24 protein-coding genes are annotated in these 26322 nt (G+C 66.1%); 12 read left to right on the forward strand and 12 right to left on the reverse strand.

What is annotated here, in order from left to right:
- Window positions 1-11 precede the first annotated feature (11 nt).
- The 3 genes from recF to dnaA all read right to left on the reverse strand — a co-directional run bounded on the left by recF (window position 12) and on the right by dnaA (window position 3817).
- A complete protein-coding gene (recF, locus tag RSO68_RS06300; RefSeq protein ID WP_315585854.1) occupies window positions 12-1127 on the reverse strand; it encodes a DNA replication/repair protein RecF in 1116 nt (371 codons plus the stop codon).
- A 55-nt stretch (window positions 1128-1182) separates the two neighbouring features.
- Window positions 1183-2286 carry a DNA polymerase III subunit beta gene (gene dnaN / locus RSO68_RS06305; protein ID WP_089849295.1) on the reverse strand — a complete coding sequence of 368 codons (1104 nt, stop codon included), beginning with the start codon at window positions 2284-2286 and terminating at the stop codon, window positions 1183-1185.
- A 61-nt stretch (window positions 2287-2347) separates the two neighbouring features.
- Entirely contained in the window at window positions 2348-3817 is a 1470-nt protein-coding gene (gene dnaA, locus RSO68_RS06310) for a chromosomal replication initiator protein DnaA (RefSeq protein WP_089849293.1), read from the reverse strand.
- A 573-nt stretch (window positions 3818-4390) separates the two neighbouring features.
- On the opposite strand from dnaA, the gene rpmH reads away from it, so the two are divergent.
- The 4 genes from rpmH (at window position 4391) to mnmE (ending at window position 8373) form a co-directional block, all read left to right on the forward strand.
- Window positions 4391-4525, forward strand: coding sequence for a 50S ribosomal protein L34 (rpmH, locus tag RSO68_RS06315; protein WP_008959105.1), 135 nt, complete (start codon window positions 4391-4393; stop codon window positions 4523-4525).
- A gap of 13 nt (window positions 4526-4538) precedes the next feature.
- Window positions 4539-4946: a ribonuclease P protein component gene (gene rnpA / locus RSO68_RS06320; RefSeq protein WP_089849291.1), complete on the forward strand. Its 408-nt coding sequence runs from the start codon at window positions 4539-4541 to the stop codon at window positions 4944-4946.
- A gap of 207 nt (window positions 4947-5153) precedes the next feature.
- Complete coding sequence (gene yidC, locus RSO68_RS06325; RefSeq protein WP_089849290.1) at window positions 5154-6845, forward strand: membrane protein insertase YidC; 1692 nt, start codon at window positions 5154-5156, stop codon at window positions 6843-6845.
- A 157-nt stretch (window positions 6846-7002) separates the two neighbouring features.
- Entirely contained in the window at window positions 7003-8373 is a 1371-nt protein-coding gene (gene mnmE, locus RSO68_RS06330) for a tRNA uridine-5-carboxymethylaminomethyl(34) synthesis GTPase MnmE (RefSeq protein ID WP_315585855.1), read from the forward strand.
- A gap of 168 nt (window positions 8374-8541) precedes the next feature.
- Here mnmE and RSO68_RS06335 read toward each other — a convergent pair whose 3' ends face one another.
- The 4 genes from RSO68_RS06335 to rdgB form a co-directional block, all read right to left on the reverse strand.
- The gene (locus RSO68_RS06335; protein WP_315585856.1) at window positions 8542-9390 is read right to left on the reverse strand and encodes a 23S rRNA (adenine(2030)-N(6))-methyltransferase RlmJ; all 849 of its coding nucleotides are present in this window, start codon (window positions 9388-9390) and stop codon (window positions 8542-8544) included.
- A gap of 85 nt (window positions 9391-9475) precedes the next feature.
- A complete protein-coding gene (locus RSO68_RS06340) occupies window positions 9476-10144 on the reverse strand; it encodes an OmpA family protein (protein ID WP_390882392.1) in 669 nt (222 codons plus the stop codon).
- 48 nt (window positions 10145-10192) lie between these two features.
- Window positions 10193-11386 (reverse strand): radical SAM family heme chaperone HemW, encoded by a 1194-nt coding sequence (hemW, locus tag RSO68_RS06345; protein ID WP_089849282.1) that lies wholly within the window; start codon window positions 11384-11386, stop codon window positions 10193-10195.
- Complete coding sequence (rdgB, locus tag RSO68_RS06350; protein WP_089849280.1) at window positions 11383-11994, reverse strand: RdgB/HAM1 family non-canonical purine NTP pyrophosphatase; 612 nt, start codon at window positions 11992-11994, stop codon at window positions 11383-11385. Before rdgB ends, hemW begins: the two co-directional genes overlap by 4 nt.
- A 405-nt stretch (window positions 11995-12399) precedes the next feature.
- On the opposite strand from rdgB, the gene RSO68_RS06355 reads away from it, so the two are divergent.
- Window positions 12400-13101: a LuxR C-terminal-related transcriptional regulator gene (locus RSO68_RS06355; RefSeq protein WP_089849278.1), complete on the forward strand. Its 702-nt coding sequence runs from the start codon at window positions 12400-12402 to the stop codon at window positions 13099-13101.
- A 67-nt stretch (window positions 13102-13168) separates the two neighbouring features.
- On the opposite strand, the gene RSO68_RS06360 is transcribed toward RSO68_RS06355, so the two are convergent.
- The 5 genes from RSO68_RS06360 to RSO68_RS06380 form a co-directional block, all read right to left on the reverse strand.
- Window positions 13169-14416: an AAA family ATPase gene (locus RSO68_RS06360; RefSeq protein WP_315585857.1), complete on the reverse strand. Its 1248-nt coding sequence runs from the start codon at window positions 14414-14416 to the stop codon at window positions 13169-13171.
- Between the two features lie 27 nt (window positions 14417-14443).
- Window positions 14444-15733 (reverse strand): glutamate-1-semialdehyde 2,1-aminomutase, encoded by a 1290-nt coding sequence (gene hemL / locus RSO68_RS06365; protein WP_315585858.1) that lies wholly within the window; start codon window positions 15731-15733, stop codon window positions 14444-14446.
- A 175-nt stretch (window positions 15734-15908) separates the two neighbouring features.
- Window positions 15909-16766, reverse strand: a complete 858-nt coding sequence (thiD, locus tag RSO68_RS06370) for a bifunctional hydroxymethylpyrimidine kinase/phosphomethylpyrimidine kinase (RefSeq protein ID WP_315585859.1) — start codon at window positions 16764-16766, stop codon at window positions 15909-15911.
- Entirely contained in the window at window positions 16766-17197 is a 432-nt protein-coding gene (gene hemJ, locus RSO68_RS06375) for a protoporphyrinogen oxidase HemJ (RefSeq protein WP_089849272.1), read from the reverse strand. Before hemJ ends, thiD begins: the two co-directional genes overlap by 1 nt.
- A 17-nt stretch (window positions 17198-17214) precedes the next feature.
- On the reverse strand, window positions 17215-18975 hold the full coding sequence (locus tag RSO68_RS06380; RefSeq protein ID WP_315586207.1) for a chloride channel protein: 1761 nt from the start codon (window positions 18973-18975) through the stop codon (window positions 17215-17217).
- A 128-nt stretch (window positions 18976-19103) separates the two neighbouring features.
- Between RSO68_RS06380 and argC the strand changes: the two genes are divergently transcribed.
- From argC to rsmG, 7 genes are all read left to right on the forward strand, one after another.
- Window positions 19104-20138, forward strand: a complete 1035-nt coding sequence (gene argC / locus RSO68_RS06385) for an N-acetyl-gamma-glutamyl-phosphate reductase (RefSeq protein WP_089849269.1) — start codon at window positions 19104-19106, stop codon at window positions 20136-20138.
- A 216-nt stretch (window positions 20139-20354) separates the two neighbouring features.
- A complete protein-coding gene (gene erpA, locus RSO68_RS06390; protein WP_089849267.1) occupies window positions 20355-20708 on the forward strand; it encodes an iron-sulfur cluster insertion protein ErpA in 354 nt (117 codons plus the stop codon).
- A gap of 115 nt (window positions 20709-20823) precedes the next feature.
- Complete coding sequence (locus tag RSO68_RS06395; protein ID WP_089849265.1) at window positions 20824-21591, forward strand: transporter substrate-binding domain-containing protein; 768 nt, start codon at window positions 20824-20826, stop codon at window positions 21589-21591.
- A 110-nt stretch (window positions 21592-21701) separates the two neighbouring features.
- Window positions 21702-22373, forward strand: a complete 672-nt coding sequence (locus RSO68_RS06400; protein WP_089849263.1) for an amino acid ABC transporter permease — start codon at window positions 21702-21704, stop codon at window positions 22371-22373.
- 12 nt (window positions 22374-22385) lie between these two features.
- Complete coding sequence (locus RSO68_RS06405; protein ID WP_089849261.1) at window positions 22386-23159, forward strand: amino acid ABC transporter ATP-binding protein; 774 nt, start codon at window positions 22386-22388, stop codon at window positions 23157-23159.
- 575 nt (window positions 23160-23734) lie between these two features.
- The gene (gene mnmG / locus RSO68_RS06410; protein WP_315585860.1) at window positions 23735-25639 is read left to right on the forward strand and encodes a tRNA uridine-5-carboxymethylaminomethyl(34) synthesis enzyme MnmG; all 1905 of its coding nucleotides are present in this window, start codon (window positions 23735-23737) and stop codon (window positions 25637-25639) included.
- Window positions 25636-26298, forward strand: a complete 663-nt coding sequence (gene rsmG, locus RSO68_RS06415) for a 16S rRNA (guanine(527)-N(7))-methyltransferase RsmG (protein ID WP_315585861.1) — start codon at window positions 25636-25638, stop codon at window positions 26296-26298. The genes mnmG and rsmG overlap by 4 nt, the downstream gene beginning before the upstream one ends.
- The last annotated feature ends 24 nt before the right edge of the window (window positions 26299-26322 follow it).

Genomic DNA, 26322 nt, shown 5'->3' on the forward strand with positions numbered 1-26322 from the left:
TGACTACTCCGTCATGAAGTCTGTCTGTCCATTGGCAGCAGCTGCCCCTGGCCTGATTCGGAATGTTCCACGTGGAACATCGTCAACTGGGTGTCCGCCTGCCACAGGCCCGCCAGGGCTTCGGGGTCGACGCTGGTGATGAATACCTGGCACTGCATGCGCTCCAGCCACCGGCAGAAGACGCGCCGATGGTCGCTGTCCAGCTCGGCAGGCAGGTCGTCGATCAGGTAGATGCAGGTCCGCCCGGTAAGCTGCTCGAGCAGACGCCCCTGAGCCAGCTTCAGGGCGCTCACTACCAGCTTCTGCTGGCCGCGGGAGAGCACCTCCACCGCCGGCCGCTTGCCGAGCCGTATGCCCAGTTCGGCGCGCTGTGGCCCCTGCTGGGTGAAGCCCATCTGGTGGTCGGTGTGACGCGCCTGGCGGAGAATGTCGCTCAGCTCACGCTTGCGGTCCCAGCCCCGCGCGTAGCGCACGGCCAGGCCGGGCAGCGTGATGAGCTCCTGCAGAGTGTCCTTGAACACCGGCAAGAACCTGTCGATCCATTCACGGCGCATGCCGTCCAGCAGCCCGCTCCAGTGCACCAATTCCTGTTCCCAGGCATCCAGTGAAGCATCCGATATTCTACCATGCCTGAGAAGGGCATTCCGATGTTTCAGCGCGCGCCGGAAGCGTCGCCAGGCGTCGAGAAAATCGTGTTCCACGTGAAACACTCCCCAGTCCAGGAACTCGCGGCGGCCGGCCGGCGGGCCTTCCAGCAGGCGAAAGGCATCGGGGTTGATCAGCTGCAGCGGGAGGGTTTCCACCAGCCGCGAGACGCGATCGAGACGCTCACCGGAGAGACGCATCTCGAGCTCCGCCGCGTCACGCTGGCGGCGCACGCCGATGGACACGGCCGGGTCGCCGGCCAGCCTCGCGTGCAGCGTCATCGCATTGGCCTCGTGGGCGATGGCCTGGCGCAGCTGGCGCGCCCGGAAGGAGCGACCCATGCCGAGGACGTGAATGCCCTCCAGCAGGCTGGTCTTGCCGCTGCCGTTGGCTCCGGTGAGGAGGTTGATGCGTGGACCCGGGGCGACGTCGATGGCCTGCAGGTTGCGCAGGCCCTGGAAGGTAAGGCGTTCGAGAGGCATTAGACAGGTTCGACAGCGTCGGTGGCGCCCTCGTCAGGCACCGCCGGACGGCGTCTTAGAGGCGCATGGGCATGACGACGTACATGGCGTCGCCGCCACCGGGTTCTTCCATCAGCGCGCTGCTGTTAGGGTCGGCCAGGGTCATCTGCACACGATCCTCGTCCAGCACGCTGAGCACGTCGACGAGATAGCCGACGTTGAAGCCGATCTCCATGGCCGGACCGTTGTACTCGATGGCCACGTTCTCCTCGGCCTCCTCCTGCTCTGGGTTGTTGGCCATGACCCGCAGGTTGCCCTCCTCGAGATGCAGGCGCACGCCGCGGTATTTCTCGTTGGAGAGGATGGCCGTACGCGACAACACCTGACGCAACTCGGCACGATCGGCGATGAAGACCTTGTCGCCACCGCGTGGCACGACCCTCTCGTAGTCGGGGAACTTGCCGTCCACCAGCTTGGAGGTGAAGGTAAAGTCGCCGGTATGGGCCCGCACGTGGGTGGCGCCGAGGGTCAGGCTGACCGGCTCCTCGCCGTCGTCGAGCAGGCGCACCAGCTCCATGATGCCCTTTCGCGGCACGATCAGCTTCTGGGAGGGCTCCACCTGGATGTCGGCGGAGCGCGAGCAGACGGCCAGGCGGTGGCCGTCGGTCGCCACGGTGCGCACCAGGTTGGGGCCCATCTCGAGCAGCATGCCGTTGAGGTAATAGCGCACGTCCTGCTGGGCCATGGCGAAGGAAGTGGCATCGATCAGGTGCTTGAGCGTGCCCCGCGGCAGGCTCAACTCCACGTTGCCCTGGTCGTCCTCGATGTTCGGGAACTCTGCCACCGGCAGGGTCGAGAGCGTGAAGCGCGAGCGGCCGCTGCGCAGCACGGCCCGGCCCTCTTCGAGGCTCAGCTGGATCTCCGACTGATCGGGCAGCGACTTGCAGATATCCATCAGCTTGCGGGCCGGTACGGTGGCGGACCCCGACTCCTCCACGAGGCTGGCCGCGGTGCGCCCGATCAGTTCGACCTCAAGGTCGGTGCCGGTCAGCGATACCTGATCCTGATCGACCTGAATCAGCACGTTGGAGAGTACCGGCAGGGTCTGGCGGCGCTCCACCACGCCGGCAACCAGCGTCAGCGGGCGCAGGAGCGCTTCTCGGGAGATGGAAAATTTCATGTCGACTCCACTACTTGTCCTGGAGGGATTGAGGCCGGCGTCCCGACCGCTGGTGTTCCGTTCAGCTGGTCAACAGCCTCAGCAGATTCTTGTAGTCCTCGCGGATGTCCGCGCTCTCCTCCTGCAGCGACTTCACCTTGCGGCAGGCATGCAGCACCGTAGTGTGATCGCGGCCGCCGAAGGCGTCGCCGATCTCGGGCAGGCTATGGTTGGTCAGCTCCTTGGCCAGCGCCATGGCCACCTGGCGGGGACGGGCCACCGAACGCGAGCGGCGCTTGGAGAGCAGGTCGGAGAGCTTGATCTTGTAGTACTCGGCCACGGTGCGCTGGATGTTATCCACCCCGACCTGCTTATCCTGCAGGGCCAGCAGGTCCTTGAGCGACTCGCGGATGAAGTCCTGGGTGATCGTCTTGCCCATGAAGTGAGAGTCGGCGATCACCTTCTTCAGCGCCCCCTCCAGCTCGCGAACGTTGGAGCGGATCTTCTGGGCGATGAAGAAGGCGGCGTCGTGGGGCAGGTCGACCTTGGCCTGATCGGCCTTCTTCATCAGGATGGCCACGCGTGTCTCCAGCTCCGGCGGTTCGATGGCCACCGTCAGCCCCCAGCCGAAGCGAGACTTCAAACGCTCCTCTACCCCACTGATTTCCTTGGGATATCGGTCGGACGTCAGGATCATCTGCTGGCCGCCCTCGAGCAGCGCATTGAAGGTGTGGAAGAACTCCTCCTGGGAGCGCTCCTTGCCGGCGAAGAACTGGATATCATCGATCAGCAGGGCATCGACGCTCCGGTAGAAACGCTTGAAGTCATTGATCGCATTGAGCTGCAGCGCCTTCACCATGTCGGCCACGAAGCGTTCCGAGTGGAGATAGACGACGCGGGCATTCTCGCGCCGTGTCGCCAGGGCATTGCCGACGGCATGCATCAGGTGCGTCTTACCCAGGCCGACGCCGCCGTAGAGGAACAGCGGGTTGTACGCCCCGCCGGGGTTCTCGGAGACCTGGCGGGAGGCGGCACGAGCCAGCTGGTTGGACTTGCCCTCGACGAAGGTTTCGAAGGTGAAGTTGGGATTGAGGCCGCTGTTGTGCTTGAGGCTGCCCTCGACCTGCACCTGTCGCTCACCGCCTCGCCGCTGGCCGGCCCCCTCCTCGCGCATCTGATCGATCTCGCGCTCGTCACCCACATCTCCCCGAGGGAGCACCTGCACGGCGGGCGCCGCCGGTGCTCGGGGCGCGGCCGAGACCGGGTTGCCCAGCTCACGGGGCTGCGGGTTCGGCGCCGCGCTGCGCCGGCTGCCCACGGTCAGCACCACCTTGGGCGGCTTGGCCGGCGAGAGCTCGCGCATCAGCTCGCTGATCCGCTTGGCATACTTGTCGCTGACCCAGTCGCGCACGAAGCGATTCGGCGCCAGCAGACGCAACTGATTGGACTCCCCTTCCTCCGCCTGCAGCGGGCGGATCCAGGTATTGAACTGCTGCGAATTCAGTTCATCCTGCAGGGTATCCAGACATTGTTGCCAGAGAGCCAGTGACACGCGAACTCACCTTTGCGTAGAAAACGACCGCCTATTGTATCGTTCAGGCCCTGGGTTATCCACATGACCGGCCTAACGCCTCGTCCTGTGGAAAACCTGGCCGCCGTGTCCGCTGTTTTTCGACAAGACACGACAAGCAGACAAACGCGACGACACCTCAGACGCCGCAAGCCTTCGAGCCGGACCCGATAAGACGACACCACGCAGGCACCGTTACCTCGCTCCCCACCCCATCCCCACTTTTTCCACAGCAAGGACACCCTCTCAATACGCTGATATATATATATTAAATCATCTTATTCACATTACCCGTCCCCAGGAGTGACCACAGGGCCCGGCACGTTACGACATACCGCGAGGGCAACCGAATGGTGGATAGCGGTCGAACGACCACGCCGGAGGCCGCGCCAGCAGGGCGCTCGAGCGACCGCGAAACGCAGGTAAGAATTGCACCGCAGGGCTGGAATCACTACAATTTCCGGTCTTGAGTCGAATACCCCCGGATCCGCCTGCGGCTTCCGGATCTCTACGAGTGATCAAATCATTCAGAAAACCACGTGGGAATAACGAGTTATGAAACGTACTTTTCAACCCAGCGTCCTCAAGCGCAAGCGCGCACATGGCTTCCGTGCCCGCATGGCCACCAAGAACGGTCGTGCCGTGCTGGCTCGCCGTCGCGCCAAGGGCCGCAAGCGCCTGAGCGCCTGATCGCGGCCCTCGCGTGTCAGATCAGGGCTATCCCCGGCAGCTGAGACTGCTGACTGCCGGGGACTATCGTCGTGTCTTCGAAACGGCAGCCTTCAAGGTCCATGGCAAAGGGCTGATGGCTCTGGCCTCGCCCAACGCGCTCGGCCACCCGCGACTCGGCCTGATCTTCAGCAAGAAGAACGTGCGCCGGGCCGTCGATCGCAACCGGCTCAAGCGCATCGTGCGCGACTCCATCCGGCTCCGGCAACAGCGCCTTCCCGCCGTGGATATCGTGGTACTGGCCAGGCGAGGCGTCCACGAGCTGGACAACGCCACCGTGCATCGCCAGCTCCACGGCATGTGGCGGCGCCTGGAGCGTGAGGCGAACAAGTCCGCCCGCGAGCCAGAGCTAGAACGGGGCGAAGACACGCAGCGCACATGATGACCGACCCCCCTGAGCGCCAGCGCATCCCGGAGCCTGCATGAGCATGACCACCTCGCTCTTTGCCGCGCCCCTCCACGCCGACGCGTCAGATGCCGCCGGACAGCGTGCGTTTCCTAGCCTGCCTCCGGCAGGCTTTCGTGTATCTCGGGTGTGCGACCTGCGTTGCGCCATCGGAATGTTCACTACCCATCGGGCAGACCCCTCATGGACGTAAAACGACTACTCCTGCTGATTCCCCTGGCGGTACTCGCCTACCTGTTGATGGTCCAGTGGAATCAGGACTACGGCCAGGTTCCCCCTGAGCCGCAAGCCCCCGCCATGACTAGCAACGCAGCGGACAGCAACCGCGCGTCGACCGACGGCGGCGATGATCTCTCGGTCCCCACCAGCGCCTCGTCGTCGAGCGACATGGCCGGTGGCATTCCCGGTGAAGCCGAGGCGCCGACGGGCAGCCGCGACCTGGTGGCCGTGGTCACCGACGTGCTGGACGTGCGCATCGATCCCCAGGGCGGTGACATCGTCTATGCGGCGCTGCCCCAGCACCGCTTCAGCCTCGATTCCGAGCGCCCCTATGTGCTGCTCTCCGACAGCGAGACGCGCAGCTACGTGGCGCGCTCAGGGCTGCAGCTCGAGGGCCATGAGGGCCGGATCACCTTCACCCCCGAGGCGACCGAGTACCGGCTGGGCGAGAACGACGACCGCCTCGAGGTCGACATGACCGCCGAGGTCAACGGCGTCGAGGTGATCAAGCGCCTCACCTTCGAGCGTGACAGCTACGCGGTCGACGTGAACTACTTCCTGGCCAACAACACCGAGGAGCCGGTCACCGCCCGCTTCATCGGCCAGCTGGTCCGCGACAACAGCAGCGATCCGTCCAGCGGCCCGAAGATGGGCATGCGCTCCTATCTCGGTGCCGCCTACTCCACGCCGGAGGATCGCTACCTCAAGGTCGACTTCGAGGAGATTCAGGAAGGCGCCTTCAACAACCGCGACGTCGAGGGCGGCTGGGTCGCTATCATCCAGCACTACTTCACCTCCGCCTGGGTCCCGGCTCAGAACCAGCAGAACCTCTACTACGCCACCACCGATGCGCGCGACCGCAACGTGGCAGCCTTCGCCGGCCCGACCAGCACTGTGGCCGGCAACGGGGAAGCGACGCTGGCCGCGACCCTCTACATGGGGCCCAAGGTGCAGGATCGCCTCGAGGCCGTGGCGCCCAACCTGGAGCTGACGGTGGACTTCGGCTGGCTGTGGTTCATCGCCAACCCGCTGTTCTGGCTGCTCGACCACATCCATGACCTGATCGGCAACTGGGGCTGGTCCATCGTCCTGCTGACCATGCTGGTGAAGGCGGCCCTGTGGCCCCTCTCCGCCAAGGCCTACAAGTCCATGGCTCGCATGCGCAAGCTGGGCCCGGAAATGCAGCGCCTCAAGGAGCAGTTCGGCGACGACCGCCAGAAGATGTCCCAGGAGATGATGAAGTTCTACCAGAAGGAGAAGATCAATCCTCTGGGGGGCTGTCTGCCGATCCTGGTACAAATGCCGGTGTTCATCGCCCTGTACTGGATGCTGCTGGAATCCGTCGAGCTGCGCCATGCGCCCTTCATGTTCTGGATCCAGGATCTGTCGGTGAAGGATCCGTACTTCATCCTGCCGATCCTGATGGGCGCCTCGATGTTCGTGCAGCAGATGCTCAACCCGACGCCTCCGGACCCCATGCAGGCGAAGATCATGAAGATGCTGCCGATCGTCTTCACCTTCTTCTTCCTGTGGTTCCCGGCGGGCCTGGTCATCTACTGGGTGGTCAACAACTGCATCTCGATCATTCAGCAGTACACCATCACCCGCAAGATCGAGGCCGATCCGAGCATCGGCAAGGGCATGAAGACCAAGTAGCCGAGGTTTCATCCCGCGTCTCCAGACCCCCGCCTCGGCGGGGGTCTGGCGTTTGAGGGGACCCGGTTTTTGAAGGGCTGGCCTTTGAGAGCCCCGCCCCGGACAATGCCCTCTCCAAGGCCCCTCGATCACTCCTCTTCTACCACAGGAACCGTCCATGGCCGCCAGCCTCTACGATCAGGACACCGTCGCCGCCCTGGCCACGCCGCCGGGACGCGGCGGCGTAGGGATCATCCGCGTCTCTGGCCCCGCCTGCACGACGATCGCCCAGGCGATGCTGGGCCACTGCCCCGCCCCGCGCCAGGCACACTACGGCCCTTTCCGGGGCGCCCGCGAGGTGATTGACGAGGGCATCGCACTCTACTTCTCCGGCCCCCACTCCTTCACCGGCGAGGATGTGCTGGAGCTGCAGGGGCATGGGGGGCCGGTAATCATGGATCTGCTGCTCGAGCGCTGCGTGCAGCTCGGCGCCCGACTGGCCCGGCCCGGCGAGTTCTCCGAGCGGGCCTTCCTCAACGACAAGCTGGACCTGGCCCAGGCCGAGGCCATCGCCGACCTGATCGAGGCGAGCTCCCGAGGGGCCGCCGAGAACGCCCTGCGCTCCCTGCAGGGCGAGTTCTCGCACCGCGTCGAGGCGCTGGTCGAGCGGCTGGTCGAGCTGCGCATCTACGTGGAGGCGGCCATCGACTTTCCCGAGGAGGAGATCGACTTCCTCGCCGACGGACACGTGGCCGGCAAGCTCGCGGCCATCCAGGCGGAGCTGGCCGAGGTGCGGGCCGCCGCCGGCCAGGGGGCGCTGATGCGGGAGGGCATGAGCGTGGTGATCGCCGGACGCCCCAACGCCGGCAAGTCGAGCCTGCTCAATGCGCTGACGGAGCAGGAGACGGCCATCGTCACCGACATCGAGGGCACCACCCGAGACGTGCTGCGCGAGCACATCCACCTGGACGGCATGCCGCTGCACGTGATCGATACCGCCGGCCTGCGCGACACCCCGGACGCCGTCGAGAAGATCGGCGTGGCGCGCGCCTGGGAGGAGATCGAGAAGGCCGACCGGGTCCTGCTGATGGTCGATGCCGCCACCACCGAGGCCGTGGATCCCATGGCCATCTGGCCGGAGTTCGTCGCGCGCCTGGCCGATCCCTCACGGCTGACCCTGGTGCGCAACAAGATCGATGCCAGCCACGAATCCCCGGGACTCGATATCGACAGCGAGCGGCCGGTGATCCGACTGTCGGCGAAGAGCGGCGCCGGGATCATTAGCCTCAAGGAGCACCTCAAGGCGGTGATGGGCTTCGCGGCCACCACCGAGGGCCGCTTCTCGGCGCGTCGGCGCCACCTGGACGCCCTGGACCGGGCCGAAGCGGCGCTCTGCAACGGCGAGGCGCAGCTGGCCGGTCATGGCGCCGGCGAGCTGCTGGCCGAGGACCTGCGCGATGCTCAGCAGGCGCTGGGCGAGATCACCGGGGAGTTCAGCGCAGATGACCTTCTCGGCGAGATCTTCGGCAGCTTCTGTATCGGCAAGTAGCGGGAGATCAGCAAGCCGTCGGCGCTGACGCGCCGGCTCACCCGCGGGCTGCTGGGCGAGATCTTCCGCAGCCTCTGCATCGGCAAGTAACAGGATATCGGCGCCTACTCGCCCTGAATGGCTAGGCGAGAGCGTCAGCCGCGTCGGCATCGGAAAATCGCCGGGCCCCTACTCGCCCACCCACCAGTCGCCGCGATGGCGGCTGGTCTCGCCAAGCAGCGGCAGGATCTTCGCCATCGCGGCCTCCATACGTTCATCGAGCCCCCAGGGCGCATTGATCACCAGCATGCCGCTGCCAATCATGCCGCGTTCGCCCTGCTGCGGCTCACGAAGGCGCAGTTCGCTGCGCCAGACCTTGCGCACCCCGCCGTCGCGCAGCCCTTCCAGCAGCTCGCGATGACGGCCCGCCGGCAGCAGCGGATACCACACCAGCACCACCGCATGGCGCGCCTTGCGCATGGCCTGGCAGACCGCCTCGGCCACCTCGGCGTATTCCGCCTTTCGCTCGTAGCTGGGGTCGACCAGCACGCAGAGTCGCGGCGAGGGCACCGGCAGGCGCTTCACCAGTCCCTGGAGCCCATCACCGTGGACGCGCTGCACGTTATCCGGCAGCGCCTGTTGGGCCAGCTGGCCGTGCTCGCCGGGATGGAGCTCGAAGAGCATCAGCCGGTCCTGCTCGCGCAGGCGCTGGGACAGCCACCAGGGTGAGCCGGGATAGTGATCGAGTCCGCCCGCGCGCGACTGCATGCGGCCCAGGGCGGTGAGCCAGTCGCCGAGCAGCAGGTCATCGCCGAGGCGCTCACGGGCCTGCCATAGCCTGGCGACACCCTCACGATACTCCTGAAGCTTCGCCGTCTCCTCGGCCGCCAGGGGATAGAGGCCACGACCGGCATGAGTATCCATGTACGTAATAGATGACCTCTTACGTAACAAGTGATCGATGACGGCAAAGAGCGTCAGATGCTTGTGAACGTCGGCGAAATTGCCGGCATGGTAGGCATGCTGATAGGAGAGCATGGCAGGGATCCGTGGGTTAGAGACAGAAGGGCCCGCCACTTCAGCAGTGGCGGGCCCGAGGGTGCATGGTGCCAGGCTTCGCTGATTACTGCTGGAAGCGCTCCTGGATCGGCGTCAGGGTGATCTCCACCCGGCGGTTCTGGGCGCGCCCCTGCTCGGAGTCGTTGCTGGCGACGGGCTGGTTCTCGCCATAGCCGGTCGTGTACAGGCGGTTGCGGGTCACGCCGGACTGGGCCAGGTAGTTGCCCACCGCGCTGGCTCGACGCTCGGAGAGCCGCTGGTTATAGCCGGCATCGCCGGTGCTGTCGGTATGGCCGGCGATGTTGACCCGTGTGTCCGGGTACTGCTGGAGCACCCTGGCCACGTCATTGAGGGCATTACGCGCATTGGGGGTCAGGTCGCTGGAGTCGAAGGCGAAGGTCACCTCACTCGGCATGTTGAGCACGATGTCGTCGCCGCGACGATCGACCCCGATGCCGGTGCCCTGGGTGCTCTGCCGCAGCTGCTCTTCCTGCTTGTCCATGTAGGCACCGATACCGCCACCGGCGGCCGCACCCACGGCGGCACCGATCAGGGCCCGGTCGCGCCGACTGGTGCTGCCGTCGCCGCTGAGGGCACCGGCCGCCGCGCCGATGGCCGCGCCGATGGCAGCACCGGTGCCGGTCTGGCTGCGCTGGGTCTGACCGCTATAGGGATCGGTGGTGGTGCAGCCCACCAGCAGCGCCGAAGCGGCCAGGGGGGCCATCCATCGCATTACTCTTCTCATCGTGTCCTCTCCTCCTTGGTAATCAGGGGTCATCCTTCACTGGCCGACATCGTCCATCATGGCCAGCAGTTCGTTCAAGAATAATAGACCCTGGGCCGAGGCCCCAACCCTGTCGGCATCTTCCACGAGAAGTCCTTTTTCCCGCGCCGCCGAGAGCCTGGCGAGCAGAACCGAGTCGCTGCGCCCCGTGTGGGCCTGCCAGGTCGAGAGCGGCACGCCCTCCACCAGGCGCAGGGCATTCATGGCGAACTCGAGGGGCAGTTCCCGCTCGTCGATGAGGTCACGGCCGGCCACGAAGCCGCGGGGGTCATTGGCGCGGCGCAGGTAGTCCTCGGGCCGCCGGGACTTCCAACGACGCTCTATCTCAAGCCCCGCGGGGCCCGGCATGCTGAGCTTGCCGTGGGCGCCGGCCCCGATGCCCAGGTAGTCGCCGAATTGCCAGTAGTGCAGGTTATGACGCGACGCCCGGCCGGGACGCGCATAGGCGGATATCTCATAGCGCGCGAGGCCGGCGGACTCGAGGCGCTCGTGCCCGGCATCCTGGATGTCCCACAGCACCTCCTCCTCCGGCAAGACCGGCGGGAAGGAGTGAAATTCGGTATTGGGCTCCAGGGTCAGCTGGTACCAGGAGAGATGCTCCGGCTCGAGCGCCAGGGCCCGCTCCAGATCCGCCAGCGCCAGCGCCGGAGTCTGGCCGGGCAGCCCGTGCATCAGGTCGAGGTTGAGGTTGCCGAAGCCGGCCCGGCGCGCCTCGTCGAAGGCCGCCACGGCATCGTCGCCGCCATGGATGCGACCGAGTGCCGACAGCTGAGCATCCTGGAAGCTTTGCACTCCCAGCGATAGCCGGTTGATGCCCGCTGCCCGGTAGCCGGCGAAACGCCCCCGCTCCAGGGTGCCGGGATTGGCCTCCAGGGTAATCTCGATGTCCCGAGCAAGCGGCAGGCGATCCGCCACGGCCTGCAGCAGCCGCTCGTAGAAGCCGGCCGACATCAGGCTCGGGGTGCCGCCGCCGATGAAGATGCTGACCAGCTCGCGCCCCGCGGCGAGCGGCAGGTCGGCCTCGAGATCGGCGATCAACGCCTCCAGGTAGGCCGCCTCGGGGAGCTCGGCTCCCCGCCCGACACCGTGGGAGTTGAAGTCGCAGTAGGGGCACTTGCGCACGCACCAGGGCACATGCAAATAGAGCGACAGCGGTGGCAGGCCGGTCGTAATCGAGCGCGACTCACTCATGAGCGCGCCGGCTCCGGCGCCATGGCGGCCACCAGTGCCTGGAGGGCCCGCCCTCGATGGCTGAGGCGGTTCTTCTGCTCGGCATCGAGTTCGGCGGCGCTGGCCTGCTGGTCGGGTAGCCAGAACAGCGGATCGTAGCCGAAGCCGCCCTCGCCGCGGGGCGCCTGAAGGATCTCGCCCTCCCAGCTACGCTGCACGATCAACGGCACGGGATCCTCGGCGTGACGCAGCAGCACCAGTACGCACCAGTAGCGCGCGCGGCGGCGACCCTCCGGCACTTCGGCAAGGGCCTCGAGCAGCCTGGCATTGTTGCGGGTATCGCTCTTGGGCTCGCCGGCATAGCGAGCCGAATAGATACCGGGCGCCCCCGCCAGGGCATCCACCTCCAGGCCCGAGTCATCGGCCAACGCCGGCAGCCCGCTGAGACGGCTGGCTTCCCGGGCCTTGAGCAGAGCGTTCTCGACGAAGGTCAGGCCGGTCTCCTCGACGTCGGCCACCCCGTAATCGGCCTGGGCGTGCACCTCGAGGCCCAGCGGTGCGAGCAACTGGTGAAACTCGCGCAGCTTGCCGGCGTTACCGCTGGCCAGGACCAGCAGGGCTGGACTCATGATCGATTCTCCATGACGTCAGGTAAGCCCCCATTCTACGAGCCCGCCTCGCCCCAGGGAAACGCACGCATCATGCGCCGAATGCATGAAATGCCAAGTGACGACTTTTCTCATTATTACGAATGAGCTATTCGCTTGGAAACGACGAGCGAGGGGATGAATTTCCTTGAAGGTCGCCCCGAGCGCTGGGGTTATCGAACCCTCAAAAGAGTAAAAATACGCTTATTATCAAGAACAAGCTCGACTGGCTGCAAAGACGTGAAAAAAAGGCATATAAATATAGCTAAAAGTTAGTAACTAAAACTTACATTCTGACCAAGACTTACTCCCAGTATGACAGGGCATACCACCTTTATCTGATGGCCTCACCAGAAACGTCATCGCACTTGCGCAGGGGTCGGGATCATGGAGCAAGAGCAACGCCTGGTGTTGCTGGTCACCGCCAACAACCCTCAATCGCAACTCTTCATCGACTACCTGCACCAGCAGCTCGACTGTCAGGTCTCGGTCGTCGCCCCCACCGCGGAGTGGAAGGGCATGGAGGCCTCACCGACGGTAGTGCTGCTCGATGCGGATCATATCGATGAGGCCACCATGCAGCAGTGGCACGTCAGGGCCGCCGAGGCCGATGACATGTCACTGGCCGCCTTCAACCTGCGTGACGAGGAACATGCCGTCGAGATCCTCTCGGCCATGAACCTGCAAGGCGTCTTCTATCGTAGCGATGCGCTGGAGATGATCTGCAAGGGGCTGACCATCCTCCTGGAAGGCAACCTGTGGATGTCTCGCTCGCTGATGACCCGGATGATCCAGTTCTTCCGTCGCCAGCAGCTCAACTCCTATCGGCCGGTCTGCGGCCTGACGCACCGAGAGCTTGAGATCATCGCCATGCTCGGCACGGGCGCCTCGAACATCGAGATCGCCGATCAGCTCTTCGTCAGCGAGCACACCGTCAAGTCACACCTCTACAACATCTTTCGCAAGATCAAGGTGCACAATCGCCTGCAGGCGGTGAACTGGGCGCGCCAGAACCTCGGCGCCCCGCCGCCACTGGTGGGACGACGCCAGCGGGACAACCCGGCATCGATCATCCCGCCCCCCTCCTGAGCAACCCGGACGGGGTCTCCGGTGCTCGGCCAAGGCCAGGGGGGAGCACAGGTCTTGCCCCACTCCTTCACGTCAGGCGTACATGCTCCTGGATGAGCCCGGCCAGGGTCTCGGCGGCATTGTCGGCGGTGGTGTCCAGGCGCAGCAGGTGCAGGCGCTCCTCGTCGCCGATCGCCTCGAAGCCGGCCTGCTGAGCCTCCAGTATCGCCAGGCTCTCCTGAGGCGCGACGCCCTGGCGCCCGGCCCGCTTCTCGATGCGACGACGCAGGGTCGCCTCATCGGCCTCGAAGCTGACCAGCAGCACCGGCAGGCCTCGGGCCTCGGCCTCCTGGCGCAGCAGATCGCGCTGGTCACGCTTCAGGAAGGTGCCGTCGACACAGGCCGGGAAACCGGCCTCTAGCAGCATGCCGGCGCACTCGGCCATGCGGTGATAAGTCTGTGCGGTGGCCTCTCGACTAAAGATATCCACAGCCGGTGGCGTTAACAGATCCTGTGGATCGAGGCCGTGGACGCGACGCCGTTCCACGTCGGAGCAGACCCGTACGGCGCCTAACCGTGAGACCAGAGTGCGCGTGAAGCGACTCTTGCCGCTGCCGGAGACGCCGATGCCGATCACCAGCGGCGGGAAGCGGAACTCGGCATAGGACTCGGCCAGAGTCAGATACTCGTGGCAGGCCCGCATGGTCTCGGCCAGCAGCGCCGGACGCTCGGCGTCCTCGCCCGCCGCGCGCCGACGCTCCAGGGCTCGACGCGCACCGGCGAGGGCCTCGACGACGCGAAACACCGAGAGCAGCCGGGCCATGCCGTAGTCGCCGGACAGGCGCAAGTAGCGATCCAGCGCCTGGCGCGCCAGGGCGGTCTCGCCGCGCGCCTCCAGCCCCACCAGCAGCGCGGCCAGGTCGTTACCGGGATCGAGGATCCCATCGGCGCCGGGTCCCAGCAGGTCGCGGCCGATGGCGTTGGCGAGCAGCACTCGGCCCTCATCGCACAGCCGACTCTCGGGATGCTCGACCGCCCAGCTGGCCGCCAGCAATCGATCCCGGCGCTCGAGGAAGACCGAGGCCAGGCGCTGCACGTCCTTATCGAGCCACTCGCGAAGCGAGGCGAGGCGATGGCGATCCTCCTCGCCGATCAGCAGCGGCTCGAGGGCCGTCACCTCGCCCTCGATGCGCTGCTGGAAGGCGACCAGGCCAGCATCGTCAGCAAGGGCCCCCACGCTTTTGCGACGGTGGAAGGCCACCAGTCGATCGATCAGTGCCTCCAGCGGCAGGGCGTCATCGCACGCCACCTCGTGTTGCGCATCTTTCTGGCCCATCTCGGGTCTCCCGATCGGTAAAGGGAATCAGCGACGCTGCATCGTCGCAAACGCGCGCTCAGCCGCATCCAGGGTCAGCTGGATGTCCTCCGGGGCATGGGCGCTGGACATGAAACCGGCCTCGAAGGCCGAGGGTGCCAGGTAGACTCCCTCGTCGAGCATCGCGGTGAAGAAGCGACGGAAGGCGTCTCCGTCGCAGGCGGTGGCCTGAGCGAAGTTGTCGACTCGACTCTGACCGGTGAAGAAGAGACCGAACATGCCACCGGCGCGCTGGGTGATCATGTCGATGCCCGCCGCCGCGGCGCGCTCCTCGAGACCATGACAGAGCGTTTCGACCCGCTGTGCCAGGGCATCGTGGAAGCCAGGCGCCTGCAGCTTGTTCAGCAGGGCGATGCCCGCCGACATGGCCAGCGGATTGCCAGAGAGGGTGCCCGCCTGATAGACCGGCCCCAGCGGCGAAATGACCTCCATGACCTCGCGACGCCCACCGAAGGCCCCCACCGGCATGCCGCCGCCGACGATCTTGCCCAGGCAGGTCAGGTCGGGCTTCACGTCGTAGTGCGCCTGGGCCCCGCCCATGGCGACCCGGAAACCGGTCATCACCTCATCGAAAATCAGCAGGCTGCCGAACCGGTCGCAGACCTGGCGCAGGGTCTCCAGGAATCCCGGCTGGGGCGGAATGCAGTTCATGTTGCCGGCCACCGGCTCAACGATGATGCAGGCCACCTCGCTGCCGATCTCCTCGAAGCACTGCTCCACGGCCTCGGGGTCATTGAAGGAGAGCGTCACGGTATGTTCGGCCAGGGAGGCCGGCACCCCAGGGGAGCTGGGCTCGCCGTGGGTGAGGGCGCCGGAACCCGCCTTGACCAGCAGCGAGTCGGTATGGCCGTGGTAGTTGCCCTCGAACTTGACGATCTTGTCGCGCCCGGTGAAGCCGCGCGCCAGGCGTACCGCCGACATGGTGGCCTCGGTGCCGGAGTTGACCATGCGCACCATCTCGATGGAGGGGATCATCTCGCAGATCAGGTCGGCCATGGTGGTTTCGACGGCCGTGGGGGTACCGAAGGAGAGGCCCGCATCGAGGCGCTCGCGCACCGCGCCCAGCACCTCGGGGTCGGCGTGTCCGGTGATCATCGGCCCCCAGGAGCCGACATAGTCGACGTAGCGCTTGCCTTCCACATCGAACAGATAGGCGCCCTTGGCACGTTCCATGAATACCGGGGGACGATCCATGCCCTTGAAGGCGCGCACCGGCGAGTTGACCCCGCCGGGGATGTGCCGGCAGGCCTGTTCGAAGAGCTTTGCGGATGTGGTCATGTCAACCTCTTGCCCTGTTGCGGCCTGCCCGTCGGCAGGCTGTGGATAGTTCTCTGGATAACCCTGTAGCGGGCGGGAAAAGCCGGTGAATGTCGCCAAACGAAGCGCGGCCGGCACGGCCCGAGTTTGTCCCTATTCTCATCTGCCGGCAGGGCGATGACCAGCCCATCCCGGCTCAGCGTCCGCCCGTTGCCCCGGGGGCCAGGCAGGCGGGCAGCGCCGGCAGCTCCCAGAGGCGACGCGGCAGGCGCTGATCCTGGCCGGGCTGCCAGCCGTGGGCCAGCGCCTGCCAGGTGAAGGCCTGGGCCTGTTCGCAGGCGGCAACCAGCGACTCGCCCACGGCCATACGCGCCGCCAGGGCGCTCGCCAGGGTGCAGCCGGAGCCGTGATAGACACCGGCCAGGCGCGGCCAGGTCCACTGGCGGCTGGTATCCGTGGCGTGCAGGGTGTGCTCCACGCGATCGGCCGGCACTCGCCCCTCGGGGTCGTCGGTACCGGTGACCAGCAGCGCCTGGCAGCCCAGCGACATCAGTTCCACCGCCCGCTCGATATCATCGCCGCTGTCGGGGTCGGCCAGCCGAGCCAGCTCGCCCCGGTTGGGCGTCAGGATATCCACAAGCGGCAGCAGATGATGGCGAACGGTATCGATCAGCTCGATTGTGGACAACTTGCTGCCGCCACCGGCGCTGAGCACCGGGTCCATTACCACCGGCACGCCCGGACGCCGCCGCACGATGTCCACCACGGCATCCAGCACGGCCACGTCGGGGATCACGCCGATCTTGATGGCGGCGATCTCGAAGTCGTCGAGGGCCGCCGCCATGGCGCGCAGATCATCGGCGCCGACGGGGCGCACCGCGCTGACATCGCGACAGTTCTGCACCGTCAGCGCCGTGGGCAGGGTCAGGGCCCAGCCGCCGCAGGCGGCGACCGCCTCGCTGTCGGCGATCAGGCCGGCGCCGCCGGTGGGGTCGTGACCCGCCAGCACCAGCACGGTCGGCAGGTGGGGCATCAGTTCCGTGTTATCGGCCATCAGAAGGGCTTCATCACGGCCAGGAAGATGATCAACAGCAGGGCGATCACCGGCAGTTCGTTGAACCAGCGGAAGAAGACGTGGCCGCGCGTGCAGCGCGCCGCGGCGAACTGCTTCAAGTAGATCAGGCAGACATGGTGATAGGCCACCAGTAGCACCACCAGCGCGAGCTTGGCATGGAGCCAGCCCTGGGAAAGCCAGGCGGGATTGAGCGCCAGCATGGCGCCGCCGAAGAGCAGCACGGCGATCATCGACGGCGTCATGATGCCGCGATAGAGCTTGCGCTCCATGACGAGGAAGTGGTCGATCGCCTGCTGCTCGCCGCGGTCACGCGCCTGGGCGTGGTAGACGTAGAGGCGCGGGAGATAAAAGAGGGCAGCGAACCAGGTCACCATGGCCACCAGGTGCAGGGCCTTCATCCACAGGTACATGACGACTCCTCAGCCGTTTATGAATCGGAAAAACGATAGTGTCGCTCGATGGCGTCACGGGTGATGATACCGGAAATCCGCTTGTTCTTCGGCCGATGGCCGTGCTCCACGTAGAGGGCATCGACCGCCTTGTCGTTGAGCCGGTCGAAGGCCTCGGTGAGGGTTGCCTGCAGATGGATCGGCGCCATTTCCAGACGCTGGCCAGGGATCTCGACCAGATCCAGCAGCGCGCCGGCGGCGGCGTTGTCCTCCTGATGCTCGAGCAGCCAGCGCGCCAGGTCGGCGGCCTTGAGCGCCAGCAGCGGCTTGTCGGCGGAAGAACGCTCGATCAGCACCCAGACGGGATTGGCCTCGAGCAGGGCCCGGGCCTGGTCGCGGGTCACCATCCGCGGGCTGCGCACCAGGCTGCGCTCCATGACCGCCGGCACCGACACCCGGGATAGCGCCTGCATCAGCGGCTGCTGCAGCGGGTGCATGCCGTGTCGGGTGACGCTGATGAAGAAGCCGTCGCAGCGACACAGCTGGCGGGAGGTCAGTCCCGCCACCACCACCGCCAGCATCCCCGGCAGAATGATGTTGGGGTTGCTGGTCAGCTCGAGCAGCGCCATGAGCGCGGCCAGCGGGGCCTGCAGCACCGCCCCCATCATGGCGGCCATACCGAGCATGCCGTAGATCTCGGGGCCGGCGGCCAGGCTCGGCATCAGCTGGGCGCCGAGCAGGCCAAGCAGCGTACCGGCCGCGGCCCCGACCACCAGCACCGGCCCGATGATGCTGACGGGGATACCGCAGGCCACGGCACCGGCGGTGAGCAGCAGCTTGCCGACGGCCACCGCCAGCAGCACGTCCAGCGGCAGACTACCCGAGAGGGTCAGGGCCAGGGTGTCGTAGCCCATGCCCTGCACCTGGGGATACCACCAGGCCACGCCGCCCACCACGAACCCGACCAGCGCGCAGCGCACGCCCCAGGGCAGGCGCTCAAGGCGGCGACCGGAGCGCGCCACCCGCACGAAGAGCCCCGCCAGCAGCCCGATGATCAGCGCGCAGACCACCAGCCACGGCAGATTGACCAGCGAGCCCAGCGCCACGTCGGAGGACTGGAAGGCGCGCTCGGTGCCGAAGACCAGCTGCGCCACCACCGCGCCCATGGTCGAGGCCAGGATCACCGGCATGAAACCGACGATGGTGTACTCCATCATCACCACTTCCATGGCGAAGATGACCCCGGCGATGGGAGTATGGAAGGATGCCGAGATGCCCGCCGCGGTGCCGCAGGCGACCAGCACCCGCAGGCTGTTGTGGGGCAGCTTGAGCCGCTGGCCGAGGCCGCTGACGGCCGCGGCCCCCAGGTGGATGGCCGGCCCCTCGCGCCCGGCAGAGAGCCCGCCGAGCACCGAGATCAGCCCGACCCACCACTGGGTGATCCAGTTGCGCAGCGGGAAGCGACCCTGGTGGTAGGTCAGGCGCTCGATCACGTGGGCTACGCCGATCTTGCGGTTAGCCACCGGCTGACGCCACAGCCACAGGCCGATCAGGGTCACCGCCAGCAGCGGCAGCAGGGCGCGCCCCCAGGGCGGGAGCTGCTCGAAGGCTTCGGGATTGCCGTCGGGCATGAAGGCCATCGCGCCGAGGGTAAGCAGCAGCCGGAACGCCACCATCAGCCCCCCGGTGATCAGCCCCGAGACCACGCCCAGCACGCATAGCTGGGGCAGGGCATCCACATTGGCGAGCTGGCGACGGAAGCCATCCAGGCTGAAGTCGGGTAGCGAGAAGCGCGGCACGGCGACGTTCCTGTTCGGCCTCGGCATCGAGGATCCCCCGTCTGGGTGGACCCTGCCCTCTTGTGTATCATATCCAGACGCGGAGGTCTCAGCGCTTCCTATCCCAGCCCCGTTCCCAGGAGTCCATCGTGATCAAGGTCGGAATCGTCGGCGGCACCGGATACACCGGCGTCGAACTGCTCAGGCTGCTGGCTCGTCATCCGAACGTGGAGGTGGATGCCATCACCTCTCGCTCCGAAGCGGGCATGGCCGTCAGCGAGCTGTACCCCAACCTGCGTGGCCACTACGACGAGCTGGTCTTCAGCCTGCCCGATGCCGAGCGGCTGGGACGCTGCGATGCCGTCTTCTTCGCCACCCCCCACGGCGTGGCTCACGCCCTGGCGGGCGAGCTGCTCGAGCGCGGCACCCGGGTCATCGACCTGTCGGCCGACTTCCGGCTGCGCGATGCCGACGAGTGGGCGCACTGGTACGGTCAGGCCCACGGGGCGCCTGCGCTGCTCGGCGAGGCCATCTATGGCCTGCCGGAGGTGCGTCGCGAGCGCATCCGCGAGGCCCGGCTGATCGCGGTGCCCGGCTGCTATCCCACCGCCGTGCAGCTCGGCCTGCTGCCGCTGCTGGAGGCAGGCCTGATCGATGTCGAACACGTGATCGCCGACTGCAAGTCCGGCGTCACCGGGGCCGGGCGCGGCGCCAAGGTGCCCTCGCTGCTGGCCGAGGCCAGCGAGTCCATGAAGGCCTATGGCGCCTCGGGTCACCGCCACCTGCCGGAGATCCGCCAGGGGCTCGGCGATGCCGCCGGCGGCCCGGTGGGCCTGACCTTCGTGCCGCACCTGACGCCGATGATCCGCGGCATCCACGCCACCCTCTACGGGCGCCTTACCGGCGAACCGGGCGATCTTCAGGCGCTCTTCGAGCGCCGCTTCGCCGACGAGCCCTTCGTCGACGTGATGCCCGCCGGCAGCCATCCCGAGACGCGCAGCGTCAAGGGCGCCAACGTCTGCCGGCTGGCGGTGCACCGCCCCGGCGACGGCGACACCGTGGTGGTGCTCGCGGTGATCGATAACCTGGTCAAGGGCGCCTCGGGCCAGGCCGTGCACAACCTGAACTTGATGTTCGACCTCGACGAGACCGCCGGCCTCGACGCCCCGGCGATCATGCCCTGACAATCATCCCTCATGGACGAGAACGGGGACACGTCGTAACCAGGGTCTTTTTCCAGGGAAGGAAAAAGTAGCGTACAGGGAAGTATTCACAGCGCCCTGGTGGAGACGTGTCGCCGGAATACCTCGCCTTGGCCCCTGTAAAAGTTGACCCTTTTGCTGGGGAATGGGGATAATCGACAGCTGTCACGTCATTCATCGATCCAGGGGAGGTCACCCATGAGCGGTGCCGAATCCTTCGTTCCCACCCCCTTGATGCTCTCCGACGGTGCCCGGTCTCGACTCGCGGCGCTGATCGAGGAACAGGGCAACCCCCGGCTCAAGCTTCGCGTCTACGTCACCGGCGGCGGCTGTTCAGGCTTCCAGTACGGCTTCGACTTCGCCGATGAGACCGCCGAGGATGACACCCTCGTCGAGTTCGGCGCCGTGTCGCTGGTGGTCGACCCGCTCTCCTACCAGTACCTGGTCGGCTCCACCGTCGACTACGAGGAGGGCCTCGCCGGCGCTCGCTTCCTCGTCCAGAACCCCAACGCCACCACCACCTGCGGGTGCGGCGCCTCCTTCATGGTCTGAACGACAACGTTGGCTCAGCGGCCAAAGGCCGCCTTGCCCGTCACTTGACGCTTCTCCGGGAACTCGCCATCGTTGAAGGCGCGAATGAATAAGAAATCCTTCCACGGGGAATGCCATGAAACCGCAACTGAAGAGAGCCACACTGGCCGCCAGCATCGCCATCGGACTGGGTGGTGCCACGCTGGCCAACGCCGACGAACACATGCTCGAGGTCGTCACCGACCCAAGCTTCGTGCCCTTCGAGATGATGGATCAGGAATCCGGCGAGATGGTCGGCTTCGACATGGACATCATCAGCGAACTGGCCGAGCGGGCCGGCTTCGAGTACAACCTGCGCACGATGGACTTCAACGGCATCATTCCCGCCGTGCAGACCGGCAACGTCGACATCGCCATCGCCGGCATCACCATCACCGATGAGCGCGCCGAGATCGTCGACTTCTCCGATCCCTACTACGACAGCGGCCTGCGCATCCTGGTCGGTGCCAACGACGACAGCGTCTCGGAACTCGACGACCTGAACGGCAAGAAGATCGGTACCAAGGTCGGCTCCACCAGCTACGACTTCCTCCAGGAAAACCTCGGCGACGGCGCCGACATCACCCCCTACCCGGGCAGCAGCGACATGTACATGGCCCTGCTCGGCGGCAGCGTCGATGCGGTCTTCTACGATGCGCCCAACGTCGGCTACTTCTCCCAGACCAAGGGTGAGGGGCGCGTGAAGGTCGTGGGTGACCTCTACGAGGGCCAGCAGTACGGCATCGTCTTCGTCGAGGGCAGCGAATGGGTCGAGCCCGTCAACGAGGCTCTGGCCGAGATGAAGGAAGACGGCACCTACGACGAGATCCACGCCAAGTGGTTCGGTAGCGTCAGCGACGAGTAACGCCCGGCGACTTCCGCCTGCGGGGTCGGGTCATGTGGCCCGGCCCCGCTGCGTTACGCCTCCGTTACCTTCCCCTGTCGTCATCCCACGCGTCTTGACGGAGAAACCTTGTGGACGTCACCTTCCAATTCGACTGGCAGGCGGCCTTTGCCTCCATTCCCTTCCTGCTCGAGGGTATCCCCTATACCCTGCTGATTTCTTTCGGCGGCCTGGCCATCGGCTTTCTGATCGGCATCCTGTTCGGCCTGCTGCGCATCAGCCGCCTCGCCTGGCTGAAGATCCCGGCCGTGGCCTATATCGAGATCTTCCGCGGCACCCCGGTGCTGGTGCAGGTGCTGTTCATCTTTTACGGCCTGCCACAGCTGCTCGGAAGTCCGATCAACGCCCTGGTGGCCGGTATCGCCGCCATTGCCGTCAACTCCGGCGCCTATATCTCGGAGATCGTGCGCGGCGGCGTGCAGTCCATCGAGCGCGGCCAGCGCGAGGCCGGCCTGTCACTGGGCCTGTCACGCCGCCAGACCTTCCGCTACATCATCTGGCCCCAGGCCTTTCGGCGCATGATCCCGTCGCTCGGTAACCAGGGCATCATCAGCATCAAGGACACCTCGCTGTTCTCGGTGATCGGGGTCGGCGAGCTGGTCCGCCAGGGCCAGGTCTACATCGCCACCACCTTCAATGCCCTCGAGGTCTACCTGATGGTCGCCCTGCTCTACCTGGCGATCACCCTGACCCTCTCGCTCGTGCTCCGCCAGCTCGAGCGCAGAGGCCTGGTCGGACAATAAGGAACGCGCGACATGACACACCAGAAGTCCACGTCCGGCAGCGATCCCATCGTGCGCATGGACAAGGTCAACAAGCATTTCGGCAGCCTTCACGTGCTGAAGGATATCGACCTGTCGGTCTCCCCCGGCGAGGTGGTGGTGATCATCGGCGCCAGCGGCTCGGGCAAGTCGACGCTGATCCGTTGCATCAACGGCCTCGAGGAGTTCCAGCAGGGCTACCTGGAGGTCGATGGCAGCCCGCTGGTGCCCCATGGCAAGGCCACCCAGGCGCTGCAGAAGATCCGCACCGAAGTCGGCATGGTCTTTCAGCAGTTCAACCTCTTCCCCCATCTGAGCGTGATGGACAACGTGACCCTGGCGCCGATGAAGGTGCGCGGCTGGAGCCGCGAGGATGCCACCGAGACCGCCGAGCGCCTGCTCGAGCGGGTCGGCATCAGCGACCAGGCCGCCAAGCATCCCGGCCAGCTCTCCGGCGGCCAGCAGCAGCGCGTGGCCCTGGCCCGTGCGCTGGCCATGGAGCCGCGCCTGATGCTGTTCGATGAGCCCACCTCGGCGCTCGATCCAGAGATGATCGGCGAGGTCCTGGACGCCATGCGCGAGCTCGCTCGGGAAGGCATGACCATGCTGATCGTGACCCACGAGATGGGCTTCGCCCGCGAGGTCGCCGACCGGGTGATTTTCATTCACAAGGGCGAGATTACCGAGGAGGGGCCACCCGAAGAGGTCTTCGATTCGCCGCAGAACGAGCGCACTCAGAGCTTCCTCTCGCGCGTCCTCAAGCACTGATCTCGCCTACTCCGCTCACCTCGTGAGCCACTCTTAGGCACTTTGAAAGCTCTTCTGAAGCCCTTCAGACAAGGCCCTGTCGTTATCGACAGGGCCTTTTTTGCCTGTGGATAGAAAAAATTTGATACCCGCCTCTGCCCGTCTGCAGGCCCCGTCATACGCGGGTATGGCGACCTCACAGGCAACTGTTCACAGTCGCGGTAACAAGCCCGGTAGAGAGCGGTGGACAAGGCGTGATCGTTTTCGCGTGTGGACAAGGCGCCATTTCATCCACAGTCTCCGGACACCTCGTCCGCAGGCAGTCACGGCTTTCTCCCGCGAGGGGTCAACAATGCAAACTGTTGATAAAAAAAGGCTTTATTATCTTATCCACCAAAAATGTCCACACCAGTAGTTACAACAACAACAGAACTTCTCTTTTATATTCTGTTTTATTGTATATGGAGAGTGACGACGGCCACGGTGAGGGAATTCGGGTGTGGAAAACCCTGACGATTACCCACAGGGGGTTTATACTGCCCCGCTGATTTCCACCCCTGACTGCCACATCGGCGCACCGCGCCAAGAGGTGACCCTTGGAGTATCCCGACCGCTTTGACGTCATCGTCATCGGCGGCGGCCATGCCGGAACCGAAGCCGCCCTGGCCTCGGCCCGCATGGGCTGCCGGACCTTGCTGCTGACCCATAACATCGAGACCCTCGGCCAGATGTCCTGCAATCCCGCCATCGGCGGGATCGGCAAGAGCCATCTGGTCAAGGAGATCGATGCCCTGGGCGGTGCCATGGGCCTGGCAACCGACCTCGGGGGCATCCAGTTCCGGGTGCTCAACGCCCGCAAGGGGCCAGCCGTGCGAGCCACACGGGCCCAGGCCGATCGGGTCCGCTACAAGGCTGCGATCCGCACCATGCTGGAGAACCAGGCCAACCTGACCCTCTTCCAGCAGGCCGCGGGCGACCTGATCGTCGACGGCGATACGGTGCGCGGCGTGGTCACCGAGACCGGCATTCGTTTCCTCGCCGAGACGGTGGTGCTGTGCACGGGGACCTTCCTCGGCGGGGTGATCCACATCGGGCTCGATACCAGCCGCGGCGGACGCGCCGGGGATCCCGCCTCCAACGGCCTGGCCGACCGGCTGCGGGCGTTGCCGTTCCGGGTCGATCGCCTGAAGACCGGCACGCCGCCGCGTCTCGATGCCAAGAGCGTCGATCTCGCCTCGCTCGAGGAACAGCCCGGCGACACGCCGACGCCGGTGATGTCCTACCTGGGCAACCGCGAGATGCACCCCCGTCAGGTGAGCTGCCACATCGCCCACACCAACGAGCGCACCCACGAGATCATCCATGCCAATCTCGATCGCTCGCCGATGTACTCGGGGGTGATCGAGGGCGTCGGGCCGCGTTACTGCCCGTCGATCGAAGACAAGGTCCACCGCTTCGCGGACAAGGCCAGCCACCAGGTGTTCGTCGAGCCCGAGGGCCTCGATACCCACGAGCTCTATCCCAACGGAATCTCCACCTCGCTGCCCTTCGACGTGCAGCTTGAGGTCGTGCGCTCGATCAAGGGCTTCGAGAACGCCCATATCACGCGCCCGGGCTATGCCATCGAGTACGATTTCTTCGATCCGCGGGACCTCAAGCACTCGCTGGAAACCAAATTCATCCACAACCTGTTCTTCGCCGGCCAGATCAACGGCACCACCGGCTACGAGGAGGCGGGCGCCCAGGGGCTGCTCGCCGGACTCAACGCGGCCCGCCGGGCCCGCGGACAGGACGCCTGGTCGCCGCGTCGCGACGAGGCCTACCTCGGCGTGCTGGTCGACGACCTGATCACCCTGGGGACGAAAGAGCCTTACCGGATGTTCACCTCCCGGGCCGAGTACCGCCTGCTGCTGCGCGAGGACAACGCCGACATGCGACTCACCGAGCTTGGCCGCGAGCTCGGCCTGGTCGACGACGCACGCTGGTCGGCCTTCGCCACCAAGCGCGACGCCGTAGAGCGTGAGAGCGCCCGCCTCAAGGCCAGCTGGGTGCAGCCGGGTAGCGCCGCCGCAGCAAGGGTCGAGGCCAAGACCGGCGCGCCGCTGCCGCGCGAGTACCGCCTGATGGACCTGCTCAAGCGTCCCGAGCTCGCCTACGCCGATCTCGCCGACCTGCCCGGCATCGAGGGGGCGCCCGTCGAGGACGAGGCGGTGGCCGACCAGGTACAGATCCAGGCCAAGTATCAGGGCTACATCGATCGCCAGCAGAACGAGATCGATAAGCTCAAGCGCCATGAGGCGACCCCGCTACCGACCGACCTCGACTACCAGCGTGTCGAGGGGCTCTCCAACGAGATCCGCCAGAAGCTCGAGGCGGCACGCCCCGAGACCCTGGCCCATGCCTCGCGCATCTCCGGCGTCACGCCGGCCGCAGTATCGATTCTGCTGATTCACCTCAAGAAACGGCGGCTGCTTGACGACAGCCGGGCGGTCAACGCATGACGGGCGTCGACGCGACCGTCGAGGCGCGCCTCGACCAGGGCCTGGCCGCGCTGGACATCCCCGTGGACGCCGAGCAGCGCGGTCGCCTGCTGGCGCTGGTGGGGCTGTTGCACAAGTGGAATCGCGCCTATAACCTCACCGCGGTACGCGCGCCGGAGGAGATGGTCAGCCGCCACCTGCTCGACAGCGCCGCGGTGCTGCCCTTCGTCGAGGGGCCGACGCTGCTCGACGTGGGCTCGGGCCCGGGGCTGCCCGGGCTGGTCCTGGCGATTCTCCGGCCGTCTCTTGCGGTCACGCTGCTCGACAGCAACGGCAAGAAGGTGCGCTTCCAGCGCCAGGCCGTGATGGAACTCGGCCTAACCAACGTCACCCCGGTGCAGGCGAGGGTCGAGGCCTTCACGCCGATCGCCAATGGCTACGCGCAGGTGATTTCGCGAGCCTTTTCGAGCCTTGGCGATTTCGTCGCGTTGACCTTGCCCCTGGTGGCCCCCGACGGCGAGTGGCTGGCCATGAAGGGCCCTGCCGTGGATGATGAGCTGGCCGGTCTTCCCGAGGGAGTTGACGTGGCGGCCCGTCATGACCTCGCGGTCCCCCTCGCGTCCGGCAGCCGACCGCTGGTGGTTCTGCGCCACCGGGCGTCCGTCGAGGCCCGCCCCTGAGGCGTCTGTTTCCCCAGCAAGGGA

The organism is Halomonas saccharevitans (genome assembly GCF_032333995.1).
In the GTDB taxonomy this organism is placed as follows: Bacteria; Pseudomonadota; Gammaproteobacteria; order Pseudomonadales; family Halomonadaceae; genus Halomonas; species Halomonas saccharevitans.